12 protein-coding genes are annotated in these 11807 nt (G+C 63.1%); 9 read left to right on the forward strand and 3 right to left on the reverse strand.

Annotated elements, in window-relative coordinates; genetic code table 11:
• Nucleotides 1-230: 230 nt before the first annotated feature.
• The 4 genes from BFD71_RS04885 to BFD71_RS04900 all read left to right on the forward strand — a co-directional run bounded on the left by BFD71_RS04885 (nucleotide 231) and on the right by BFD71_RS04900 (nucleotide 3645).
• Nucleotides 231-1028: an acetoacetate decarboxylase gene (locus BFD71_RS04885; RefSeq protein ID WP_069262144.1), complete on the forward strand. Its 798-nt coding sequence runs from the start codon at nucleotides 231-233 to the stop codon at nucleotides 1026-1028.
• 35 nt (nucleotides 1029-1063) lie between these two features.
• The gene (locus BFD71_RS04890) at nucleotides 1064-1846 is read left to right on the forward strand and encodes a 3-hydroxybutyrate dehydrogenase (RefSeq protein ID WP_028204627.1); all 783 of its coding nucleotides are present in this window, start codon (nucleotides 1064-1066) and stop codon (nucleotides 1844-1846) included.
• Between the two features lie 26 nt (nucleotides 1847-1872).
• The gene (locus tag BFD71_RS04895) at nucleotides 1873-3135 is read left to right on the forward strand and encodes a DUF3734 domain-containing protein (protein ID WP_069262145.1); all 1263 of its coding nucleotides are present in this window, start codon (nucleotides 1873-1875) and stop codon (nucleotides 3133-3135) included.
• 132 nt (nucleotides 3136-3267) lie between these two features.
• Nucleotides 3268-3645 carry a hypothetical protein gene (locus BFD71_RS04900; protein WP_069262146.1) on the forward strand — a complete coding sequence of 126 codons (378 nt, stop codon included), beginning with the start codon at nucleotides 3268-3270 and terminating at the stop codon, nucleotides 3643-3645.
• A gap of 40 nt (nucleotides 3646-3685) precedes the next feature.
• Here BFD71_RS04900 and BFD71_RS42015 read toward each other — a convergent pair whose 3' ends face one another.
• Both BFD71_RS42015 and BFD71_RS04905 read right to left on the reverse strand, forming a co-directional pair.
• A complete protein-coding gene (locus BFD71_RS42015; protein ID WP_256094492.1) occupies nucleotides 3686-3814 on the reverse strand; it encodes a hypothetical protein in 129 nt (42 codons plus the stop codon).
• 93 nt (nucleotides 3815-3907) lie between these two features.
• Nucleotides 3908-5524, reverse strand: a complete 1617-nt coding sequence (locus BFD71_RS04905) for an MFS transporter (RefSeq protein WP_069262147.1) — start codon at nucleotides 5522-5524, stop codon at nucleotides 3908-3910.
• 211 nt (nucleotides 5525-5735) lie between these two features.
• Between BFD71_RS04905 and BFD71_RS04910 the strand changes: the two genes are divergently transcribed.
• The gene (locus BFD71_RS04910) at nucleotides 5736-7814 is read left to right on the forward strand and encodes an esterase/lipase family protein (protein WP_256094493.1); all 2079 of its coding nucleotides are present in this window, start codon (nucleotides 5736-5738) and stop codon (nucleotides 7812-7814) included.
• A gap of 13 nt (nucleotides 7815-7827) precedes the next feature.
• Here BFD71_RS04910 and BFD71_RS04915 read toward each other — a convergent pair whose 3' ends face one another.
• Nucleotides 7828-8280, reverse strand: coding sequence for a monooxygenase family protein (locus BFD71_RS04915; RefSeq protein WP_069262148.1), 453 nt, complete (start codon nucleotides 8278-8280; stop codon nucleotides 7828-7830).
• Nucleotides 8281-8341: 61 nt separating this feature from the next.
• On the opposite strand from BFD71_RS04915, the gene BFD71_RS04920 reads away from it, so the two are divergent.
• The 4 genes from BFD71_RS04920 (at nucleotide 8342) to BFD71_RS04935 (ending at nucleotide 11796) form a co-directional block, all read left to right on the forward strand.
• A complete protein-coding gene (locus BFD71_RS04920) occupies nucleotides 8342-8905 on the forward strand; it encodes a TetR/AcrR family transcriptional regulator (protein WP_069262149.1) in 564 nt (187 codons plus the stop codon).
• Nucleotides 8906-8980: 75 nt separating this feature from the next.
• Nucleotides 8981-10099, forward strand: coding sequence for a patatin-like phospholipase family protein (locus BFD71_RS04925; RefSeq protein ID WP_069262150.1), 1119 nt, complete (start codon nucleotides 8981-8983; stop codon nucleotides 10097-10099).
• A 41-nt stretch (nucleotides 10100-10140) separates the two neighbouring features.
• Entirely contained in the window at nucleotides 10141-10920 is a 780-nt protein-coding gene (locus BFD71_RS04930; RefSeq protein WP_069262151.1) for a phosphoribosyltransferase, read from the forward strand.
• A 3-nt stretch (nucleotides 10921-10923) separates the two neighbouring features.
• Complete coding sequence (locus BFD71_RS04935; RefSeq protein ID WP_176732826.1) at nucleotides 10924-11796, forward strand: lipase family protein; 873 nt, start codon at nucleotides 10924-10926, stop codon at nucleotides 11794-11796.
• Nucleotides 11797-11807: the final 11 nt, after the last annotated feature.

Consider the following 11807-nt stretch of genomic DNA (forward strand, 5'->3'; position numbering starts at 1 on the left):
CATATGTTTCCTTCGCAACGAACCTAATACCATGATTAGGCTGAAAAAATCGGCATACGCGAAGTCGAACCAATCACACGGAAATGACGCCGGGATGGCCAATAAACTTTCAATTTCCTTTTTATTTAACGAAACTGAAACGGTGTTTTATCGCCATCAATGCGATCGTGTCATGTTTTCCATCTAACATCTGTCGCGACGTTTTCACGCAGCCTAGCCTGGAGAACAGTATGGATCTGGCAAGAATCCGCCGCGATGCATTCGCGATGCCCATGCACAACCCCGCGTACCCGCGGCCGCCGTTTCGCTTCGTCAACCGCGAATATTTCATCATCACGTACGAGACCGATCCCGATGCGCTGCGCGCCATCGTGCCGGAGCCGCTGAAGCCGGAAAACAATCTCGTTCATTACGAATTCATCCGCATGCCCGACTCGTCGGGATTTGGCGATTACACGGAAAGCGGCCAGGTGATTTCCGTACGCGACCCGCAAGGCCGCCTCGCGAATTACACGCATTCGATGTATCTCGACGACGAAGGCCCGATTGCCGGCGGTCGTGAAATCTGGGGCTTCCCGAAGAAACTCGCGCGCCCCGTGCTCGCCGTCGATGGCAACGACACGCTGCTCGGCACGCTCGATTACGGCACGCAGCGCATCGCGACCGGCACGATGGGCTACAAGCACCACGTGCTCAACAGCGAAGACGAGCGCCGCAAGCTCGCCGACACGCCCAACTATCTCCTCAAGATCATTCCGCATGTGGACGGCACGGCGCGCATCTGCGAACTCGTGCGCTTCTATCTGCGCGACGTGACGGTGCGCGGCGCATGGAGCGGCCCGGCCGCGATCGAACTACATCCGCACGCGCTCGCTCCCGTTGCCGATCTGCCGGTGCGCCGCGTGGTGGGTGCACGCCACGTCATTGCGGATCTCACGCTCGATATCGGCGAGGTCGCCTTCGACTATCTCGCCGCGACGTCGAGCCAGGACGCCGCCTTGGGCGAACCCGAAGTCGAGCTCGCCTGATCTGTTTATCTATCGCTTTTTAGTAAGGAATACATATGTCGTTGAAAGACAAGGTTGCAGTCATCACGGGCGCCGCAAGCGGTATTGGCGAACATTGCGCGCGCACGTTCGCGAGCCAGGGTGCGGCGGTCGTGATCGCCGACCTCAATCTCGCGAACGCCGGCAAGGTGGCGGACAGCATCGTGGCAGCGGGCGGCAAGGCCCTCGCCGTGGCGATGGATGTCACCAACGAAGAAGCCGTGAATGCCGGGATCGACGAAGCAGCGAAAGCCTTCGGCGGGATCGACGTGCTCGTGTCGAACGCGGGCATCCAGATCATCAGCCCGGTAGACGAGTTCCCGTTTGCCGACTGGAAGAAGATGCTCGCGATCCATCTCGACGGCGCGTTTCTCACCACCAAGGCCGCGCTCAAGCATATGTACGGCAGCGGCAAAGGCGGCTCGATCGTCTACATGGGTTCGGTGCACTCGCACGAGGCGTCGAAGCTCAAGGCGGCCTATGTCACGGCGAAGCATGGTTTGCTCGGCCTTGCCCGCGTCGTGGCGAAGGAAGGCGGTCCGCGCGGCGTGCGCGCCAACGTCGTATGCCCGGGTTTCGTGCGTACGCCGCTCGTCGACAAGCAAATTCCCGAGCAGGCCAGGGCGCTCGGCATTTCGGAAGCGGACGTCGTCAAGAACGTGATGCTCAAGGACACCGTGGACGGCGAGTTCACCTCGCTCGACGACGTGGCCAACACGGTTGCGTTCCTCGCGGGCTTCGGGTCGCAGGCGCTGACGGGCCAGTCGGTGCTCGTCACGCACGGCTGGTCGATGCACTGAACAACCAACGAAAAAAGGGAGAACGTATGCGCAGCAGCAATCTAACCGCCCGCAGGGAGCGCAAGCCGTTTGAGCTGCCGCGCTACGACGAAATCGCCCTTGTTTTGCAGGGCGGCGGCGCGCTCGGGTCCTATCAGGCCGGCGTGTTCGAAGGGCTCGCGCAGGCCGGCGTCGAACCGCATCGCATTGCGGGCGTGTCGATCGGCGCGCTCAACACGGCGATTATTGCGGGCAACGAACCCGCGCGGCGCGTCGAAGCGCTGCGTGGGTTCTGGGAGTCGATCTGCCATCCGCTCGACTGGTTCGGCAACCTCGGCGCGCTCGCCATGCCGATGTTCAGCCAGCAGGATTTTTCGCGCCGCTGGGCCAGCATGTGGGCCGCGGGTCGCGCACTCACTGAAGGCCAGCCCGGCTTTTTCGCGCCGCGCCGCCCGCTGCCCGTCGCGGGCTGGCAGAAGGCGACGCCGAATGCGGTGAGCTACTACGACACGGCCGCACTGAAGTCGACGCTGCAACGCTTCGCCGATTTCGACCGTATCAACGACGGCCCGATCCGCGTGTCCGTGGGCGCGGTGAACGTGCGCAGCGGTAATCTCGTCTATTTCGACAACGCCAAAATGCGGCTCGAGCCGGAGCACTTCATGGCATCGGGCGCGCTGCCGCCGGGTTTTCCGGCCGTGGAAATCGACGGCGAGTATTACTGGGACGGCGGCCTCGTGTCGAACACACCGCTCACGGAGGTGCTGCGTGACGCCGACCACAAGGACACGCTCGTATTCCAGGTCGATCTATGGAGCGCGAGCGGCAACGTACCCGCCGATTTCCTGGACGTGGCCGAACGCGCCAAGGACATTCAATATTCGAGCCGCACGCGCGCCATCACCAACATGCTTGCCGATCGGCAAAAGCACGCGCGCTTTATCAAGGAACTCCTCGAGCACGTACCCGCCGAGGCGCGGCGCAACGATCCCCTCTTTCGGCTCGCCGAGCAGGTGGCCGATGGGTCGTCGATCAACGTGGTCCATCTGATCTACAAGAACAAGCCTTACGAAGGGCATTACAAGGACTACGAATTCAGTGCCGACACCATGCAAGAGCACTGGTCGAGTGGCGTCGAAGACATTCGCGCGTCGTTTGCGCATCCCGACTGGTTCGCGATCCCGAGCCGGGAGCAAGGCTTCGTCACGCACGATATCCACCGGCGCGCGGGCGAAGTGCCCGAATCGGATCGCGCCGAGCTGAGCGCGGGCGCCTCGGGACAGGTAGATCTGACTCGCAGGGTCGCGTAGACGCAGCACAAGAGCCGACCCGGCGTCGGGCCCGTGCTTGATGGTTTTCCTTGACGCCGGGCCGGCAACATCGCCAATGGTTGACCGACGGAGGACGTGCTAGGCTCCCTTCAAACAACTTCGGAGACTGCGATGCCGTTCATCTGCGAAAACGTTGAATGCCGTGCCGTGCTGGCTCGCGGTCAGGTCAGAGCCAGTCACGAGGACGACGGGTGGTGCTTCTACTGCCCGGACTGCAACGCCCGGAACGAGTTGAAGGATGTCGGCATACCCGGCGGTCCTGCCCAGTTGGTTCAACCGGAACGATCCGGCCCCCCGCACAGGATCATCGCGACGGCTCGCCCCCTCGAGGACGGCGGGTACGCAGCGCAATTGCGCGTGCAGAGGGCGCTCGCGATAAAAGGCACCTACGCGGTCGAGGAACGCTGGGAGCAGCTCGGCGTGTTCCCGAATGCGCACGAGGCCGTAGCGCATGCGAATACCTTCGCGTCCGAACTGCTGAAGGCCTGATCGCAGGCACCCGCAGGATTGATTACCCGGACCGAAAGCCTCAACGCGAAGCCATCGTGCCGAACGGATGGGCTTTCGGCACGACCACGTCGTCTTCCGCTTCGAGCGGCGCCTGCAAATCCCGTTCGTCCAGTTCCCGCGATGCCGGTCTGCCGAGTATCGCGATCATCGGCACCTCGTATTCGACGACGTCCGATTTCGTGCCGGAAAGAGGGCTGAAGCGTCATCTCCACGCATTAGCTCGATTGCAAACGTTCGCAATTCATTTCCGCGGCTGTATGGCTGCCGCCGCAATAGCCGCTCCAGCGAACGCGCACGCGGCGGACACAACGGCGACGGCACGCAGCGCGTCTAGCATGGCCTCCGCTTGCGCACGCGCCACCAACGTTGCGTGCGGCGTGCCGGCGCCGTCCGATGCGGGCCTATCTTGTCCGTCCGGCTCGAGCAGTTGTCCGATCTGGCGTGCGTCCACCGTCACGTGCGATGCGTCGAGGCGCGCGGCTAGCGCGGCGTGATGCGACCACACGAACACGATGCCGAGCACCGCTACCGCCAGCAGGCTCGCCACGCGCGCAACGGCGTTGTTGATGCCGGAGGCGACGCCGGTGCGCTCGCTCGACACCGCGCCCATCACGGTCGTGGTGAGCGGCGCGACGGTGATCGTCATGCCGAGGCCGAGCACCGCGAGCGCAGGGAAGAATCCGCTCCAGTAGCTGCCGTGCACGAGCGGCAGCGCCAATAGCGTGAACCCTAGCCCGGCGACGCCCGGGCCAACGGTCAACAGCGCGCGCGAGCCAAAGCGGCTCGTCAGTCCACCGGTGAAGCGCGACAGCAAACCGATGATGACGGGCACCGGCAACAGCGCCGCGCCGGCTTCGGTCGCGGTAAAACCATGCGCGCGGATCAACGTGAACGGCAGGAAGAAGAACGCGCCGCCGAGCCCGAAGTAAACCAGCAGTGTGACGAGATTCGCGCCCGTGAAGTCGCGCGAACGGAACACATCGAGCGGCATCATGGGATTGGCGCTGCGCGCTTCGATCATCACGAACGCGGCGAGCACGAGCACACCGGCGCCGATTGCAACCAGCACGAAAGGATGCTGGAAGCCTCGCGCCGACGCCTGGGTCAGCCCGAAAGTCAGACTGGCGAGGCCTGCCGCCGCGGCCAGCGCGCCCGGCCAGTCGAGTTGCCCGGGCGCATCGAGCCTTTGGCTGTTGGGCACCGATGACATGGCGAGCGCGATCGTGAGCGCGGCGAGCGGGACATTCAGGAAGAAGATCGCGCGCCAGGAAAATGCATCGACGAGCCAGCCGCCCGCCACGGGCCCCACCGCCGACGTGATCGCGCCGACGCCCGCCCAGGTGCCGATCGCCCGGCCACGCGCTTCGCCGTCGAACACCGCGCCGATGATCGCGAGGCTGCCGGGTACGAGCAGCGCCGCGCCGATGCCCTGAACCGCGCGTGCGGCGATCAGCGCAGCCGCATTCGGCGCGAGGCCACAGGCCGCCGACGCCAGCGTAAACAGCGCGATGCCCGCGATGAACACCGTGCGGCGGCCAAGCTTGTCCCCCATCGACCCGCCGACCAGCACGAGGGAGCCGAGAAACAGCAGATACGCGTTGACGACCCATTGGATCGCCGCGACGCTCGCACCGAGTTCGCTCTGAATGGACGGCAGTGCGACGTTGACGACCGAGCCGTCGATGAACGCCATGCTCGACCCCAGGATCGTCGCCGCGAGCGCGAGACGCTTGCGCCGGCACGGACGGTCGACTGAGGTGGGCTGCGCGCAGATCACGAGCGCGTCGCACGGGCTCGCCTGCGCGGCGACGACGTGCGCGCCCTGCGGCTCGCTTGCAACAAGATCCGGGTTGGCCAAGTTCGCTCCCGTCAGGATCGGTGATGACTAGAGTCTGTTGATGCCGGCGGCGCGAGTCAACCCGGGCGAGCGCATGGGCGTCGGCCGTGGATCACCGTGCGGACGCGATCCATATCAGGCTGGTATACATCGGTCTGCCGGCCACCGCGCTGCGCCGTCCCTCATTTCGCCACACGCACGTGCGGGACCGCGCGAACGGCCTGGATCCTTCATGACGCGCAATTATCCATCCCGCATGCCGCGTTGCCCGCCGTTAGCCCATGTGTTGGCCAATCTGTCGGCCCTCCTCGCTGCCGCGCTGCTCTGCGGCTGCGCGATGGTGCGCGTGAACTCGCTCGGCCCGCAGCAGTACTTTGCCATGCGTCGCGGAGACATTCTCTCGACCGGCCAGCTGAGCGCGGCGACACAGGCCACGTTGCGGGTCGCGGCCCTCGACGAAAGTTCGTGCCAGAGCGCGCCGCAAGCGTGTATCGATACGATCGCAACCGTCGGCGGACTCAGTACCGGACAGCGCCTCGCCTGCCTCGCCGAGTTATCGCTGCAGATGGCGCTCGAGCAGACGCCGCCTGCCGGCACCCCCTGGACCGACACTCAATTCGATTCGTGGCTCAAGACAGCGCGATACGCGTACGCGTTTCTGTTCCTCGGCCAGCGCACGGCTGGCGAACGGGCCTTCGAGGACCGCCAGACGCAGGTTCGCGACTACTACAACTATGCGGTCCAGGAGCTTGCCGGCGCGCTGTTTCTGCGCGGCACCACTGAAACGACCAACGGCCATCGCGATCCGGCAAATCAATTCATCGCAGGCTGGACCATTCATATCGACCTGAGAGAGGTCCGGCTGCCCGAGGGCGTACGCGAACTCAGCGAAGTCATTCCCGCCACGGGCCTGTCGTTCGCGGGACTCCACAATACCTATCGGCGTGACGGCCTCGGCGCGGATCTGGTTGCGGTCACACAGCCCGCCCAGCCCGACCCGGATAGCGCCACGACCAACAGCGCAGCGACAACGGCTGAAGACGATGCGAATGCGAACGCAGGCTCAACCTTCTGGTTCGCGCCCGGCTCGCGTCCGTTCAATGAAATGCCTTCACCGAACGTCACCGCACTGCTGCTGTTTGGCAATGGCACGCTCGAGCAGCTGCTCGCTTCGCACGACGTGGTGTTCTCCGCCTACGATCCGTTTCGCGTAAAAAGCGTAGAGATCAATGGCGAGACCGTGCCGCTCGCGGCCAACTTCAGCGCGGGCTACGGCATCTGGCTCGCTCGCTCCGGCTTTGCCAGGCAGTCCTTGCGTTCGTTGCTCGGCCGCACGAGGGGCATCGATCGTCCGCGCATTTACATGATGCAACCGTTCGATCCGGACCGGCGCATCGTTCTGATGCTGCACGGCCTGGCCAGCAGCCCCGAGGCATGGGTCAACGTCGCCAACGACATTCAGGGCGACGACATGCTGCGCCAGCATTTCCAGGTCTGGCAGGTCTATTACCCGACCAACGTGCCCATTCTCGTGAACCTTGCGAGGATAAGGCAGGCGGTGCAACTGACGCTCGCGCATTTCGATCCCGCAGGCAAGCTGCCGGCTTCGAACGGCATGGTGCTGATCGGGCACAGCATGGGCGGCGTCCTCGCGCGGTTGCTCGTCTCTTCCTCCGACGACGTTCTGTGGGTAACCGTCCAGAACAAGTACCTGCCCGAAGGGGTCGACATCATCCGCGAGGATGAGCGACTCAATCGCCTGCTGCGCTTTACGCCGATGCCGCAGGTCGAGCGCGCGATCTTCATCGCCACGCCACACCGCGGCACGCCGTTCGCGAGCAATCGCCTGTCTCGCTGGGTTGCAAACCTCGTGCGCTTGCCGATTGCGCTGCTGAAGGAGATCGACGAGATGCTGCAGAGCGCCACTAATGCGGATAGCACCCAGCGCGCGGGAAAGACCATCATGGTTCCCAACAGCATCGAGCAGTTGCGCGAGACCGATCCGATCATCCAGTCGATTTCACGCCTGCCGATCAGCCCCGATGTGTGCTTTCACTCGATCATTGCGCGACGCCGCGAGACGGGCCCGCTCGAAGATTCCGATGACGGGGTCGTCCCCTATCGCAGCGCGCATCTCGACGGCGCTCTCTCCGAAAAAGTGATCGTTTCGGGGCACAGCGTTCAGGAAACCCCCGAGGCGATTTTTGAAATCCGGCGCATTCTGCACGAGGATATCGAGGTGTTCGATAACCAGGGCGCACATGAAGGCGCTTGCGGCAGGCCCGTCGCGGTACATGAGACGACGCAGTGAATGGCGCCCTGATCTAGTCCGCCGCCATGCGCTTTCGCGCGCTCATAAAAGGGCCGGTCGGCTGGCGTGCCGGCGCAAAGCGATCGAAGCCCACGGGGCCGGGCATGTCGATATAAACCGCCTCCATCCCCTGACGGCTATAGCTTTCATGCCAGAAGCCCGCGCCGCCGCTGTCGCGCAGAAACTCGCCCCACCAGCGCGAATGCGGCGCGCTGCGGGTAAACGCTTCGAGGCTTTCGAGGTCGCGCCAATACTGGCGGATACCGACATGGTTGAGGGCGAACAGGAACTGCTCGCTGGAGAGCAATCCGTCTGGCGGATTCAAATCGATTTGCCGCAAGCCTTTGCCGATGCCGAACAACGTCGCGATCCCCCGCATCCGGCGCACGCGAAAGCCCAGGATGATGACAACGAGATTCGGGTACGTGCTGAGGTCGACGGACCTGCGGGTAACAGAGGCTTGCATGGCGGCTCCCGTTTGTTTACGCTGTAAGCATAATCCCGATTGATTACAGTGTAAACAACAAATGAGCGATTCGAATTTGTCCCTGCGCGACCGTCTGGTCGATTGCGCGCTGGCCTTGCTCGAACAGGGCGAAAGCGATGTCAGCCTGCGTGCCGTGGCGCGGGCCGCAGGCGTCTCGGCGATGGCGCCCTATCGCCATTTCGAGGACAAGGCGGCGCTGATGGGCGCCGTCGCGCTCAAGGGCTTTGCCATGCTCGAGGCAGGCGCCGCGCGCGCCAACGAGGCCCACGACGCGCGCGAAGCGCTCGAGGCGCAGGGCGTGGCCTACGTTGGCTTCGCCCGCGCGCATCCAGCACTGTTCCGGCTGATGTTCGCGGACGGGGCAGGACTCGCCTTGCCCCATGAGGATTGCCGGGGCGCCTATACGCTGATGGCACGCAACGTGGCGGAGCTCGCGCCGCATTGCGTCGAGGCGGGGGTGCTCGCCTGCTGGGGGCTGGTTCACGGTCTGGCGACGCTTGCGCTCGACGGAAGAATTCCGGCCGATCCGGCCGGTGAGCGTGCGGCGATCGCGCTGATAACCCACGCGCTCAAGGCCGCGCCGCCCGCCCTCGCCGGTTCCTGAGGCGGCATTTGCAGCACGCGCATTCCCCCTCGCGCGTACGATTGCCGGCAACGCGATGACGACGAGAGAGGAGCCATGGCGACAGCGGAATCCACGAGCGGCGTGCAGCAGTCCGGCCCCAAAGTCGCGCTTGCCCTGCAAGGCGGCGGCTCGCATGGCGCCTTCACGTGGGGCGTGCTCGATCGATTGCTGGAATCGACATCGCAAGGCACGCCGTTCAGTGTCGAGGCGATCAGCGGCGCGAGCGCGGGCGGAATCAACGCGACGCTCTGCGCGGCGGGCCTGGCCAGCGGGGGAGTCACGCAAGCGCGCGAGAAACTGCGCACTTTCTGGGAAGCGGTGTCGCGCGCCGGGGAGCGGGTCGGCAATGCGCTCTTCGGCTTTTCCGAGCCGGGGCCGTTTGGCGGCTGGAATATCGACTGGAGTCCTGGCGCCATCTTCTCGGAGATCGTGGGACTCGTTGCTTCGCCTTACAACAATCCCTTCTATCGCGATCCGCTCGGCCCGGTGATCCGCTCCTCGCTCACGGAAACGGATCTCTCCACGCTCAACGCGAAGAACGGGAGCCCGCAGGTTTTCATCTGCGCGACGAACGTGCGAACCAACGAGCGCACCCTCTTTACGCAACCCGAAATTTCCGTCGACGTGCTGCGCGCTTCCGCATGCCTGCCAAGCGAATTCCGCACCGTGAACCTCCACGGTGTGCCGTACTGGGACGGCGGCTATCTGGGCAATCCGCCTTTGGCGCCGTTGATCGCCCATGCCCAGGACCTGATCCTGATCCTCGTGAATCCGTTCAGGCGCCACGACATGCCGCCGAAAAATGCGCGCGGCATTCTGAACCGGCTCAACGAAATCGGTTTCAATGCTTCCGTGGTGCTGGAGATCAACGCGATCGAAGCCGTCAACCGCGTGCTCGACTCGGTTGGCGAGGAAGCCGCTAGCCAAAGCCGCTTCAAGACCGTCCGGTTTCACCTGATTCGCGACGACGACTTTCTCGCGCAGTTCGGCTTCGTCTCCAAGAGCAGCACGTCCTGGTCGCTGTTCAAAACGCTGTTCGATCGTGGACGCGAGGTAGCGGACGTGTGGCTCAAAACGAACTATGCGAATCTCGGGCAAACGTCTTCGCTCGACGTCAAGGCTGCGCTGCTCGATCCGACGCTCAAGCAGGTCAGCGGATCGCACACGCAGTAAAGCGCCTGGCGTAACACTGTAGGTGAAAGGAACGAAATCAGGTGAACACAGAATTTGCCCGACTTCCCGTCTACTTTTATGGCTACGACGACATAGAGACCTTTTGCCTGTCGAAAAGAGAGCAACTGGTTCGGGAAAACATCGGTTTGATACTCGGCATCTTGCGCGGAGGCGCCATCCCGGCCCTGATGCTTTCGCAGATGTTGGGCCTGCCCGTCGACTTCGTACACTACGATCGTGGGGAAGCGAAAGCTGAAATCAACAACAAGAAAGTGTTTGATCTTGTCGATGCCTGCGTCAAGGAAGGCAAGAGAATCCTGCTGGTGGACGATGTTGCCGGCGTGGGATATACGCTGGCCAATTGCTACGAGTATTTGCTCTCCTTTGTTGGAGACAAGTCTTTGATCAAAGTGCTGACGCTGGTGCACCACGCCGATAGTCGAACGGAGGCGGACCACTACAAAGACTGCTCTTCGGTGCGCGCAGTATTGCCATGGGAACGGTATGTCACCAGCCGCCAGTGCCTCGATGATTTCGTGAAGGCGGAAGCGGCACTGCTGGAAGAGCAGCGGTATAAGAAGACTTTGGCAATCGACGACTCCGCCTGCCCGTTGAATCTGAAACCGGAATGGAAGGTGGATTGCCATGTGGAATTCAAGGGTGATCAGCACTTGCTATTGGATACCATCCAGGCCGTTGGGCCAGAGGAGATCTACTGCAACAACGAATTTCTGATAGGCCTCATTCTGAGTAAATTTCCGTTTTCCATTGTGTATAAAACAATTAACAACAAGCGATACAGAATCAGCGCTTTTGATTAGCGGTTGCACACGGAGATGCACATGTGTTCTATCCCCTACGACGCATCACGCGACGCGCTCAACTCACCGCAGCTCAGGCCTACAGTGTTCACTGCCGGTAGCAAATACGAAATCGACGGGCTGTGCGCGGAGTTCGCGCGGCTTGCCTATATACGCTACGAACAAGGCGGCGCTGAACTTCAGCGGCTCGAACAAGCGCTCGCCCTCGTGGGTTTCGAAAGCGCTGTTCCCTTCAACAATGCCGACGACGACACGCATGGCTTCGGCGCCGTGAGGCGCTCCGATGGCCTCGCCGTGCTCGCGTTCCGGGGAACGGAACCGCAATCGCTCACCGATATCGCAACAGACCTGGAGATCAGCATGACAAAGTGGACGGAAAGCGCCTGTCAGGTTCATGCTGGATTTGCAGGCGCCGCCCGCGGCTTGCGCGAAGCAGTCGGCAACTGGTTGAACGAGACCGCGCCGACGAGAAAACAGCTCATCTTGACAGGTCATAGCCTCGGTGCGGCCATCGCGACGCTCTTTGCCAGCCTTTGCACGCCCAATGCCCTCGTGACATTCGGTTCGCCACGCGTAGGCGACGCGACGTTTGTCGCCACCCTTGGCCCGGTCGGCATCAGGCGCTATGTCGATTGCTGCGATCTCGTCACCGACTTGCCACCGCCCATTGGAGGATACGTTCACGCGGGAGCGTCGAACTACATCACGCGCGAAGGCAAACTCGCTCCGCACGCCGACGATGCTTTCGTGCAAGCGGACCGCGCCGCCGCCCGGGAGGACTATCTGCTCCAATACGCGTGGCGCATCGGTGACGTCATGGTGCGGGACCTCGCGGATCACGCCCCGATCAACTACGTGAGAAGTCTGGTCCCCTGAAACGGCACGCT

It is taken from the genome of Paraburkholderia nodosa, assembly GCF_001718195.1.
In the GTDB taxonomy this organism is placed as follows: Bacteria; Pseudomonadota; Gammaproteobacteria; order Burkholderiales; family Burkholderiaceae; genus Paraburkholderia; species Paraburkholderia nodosa_A.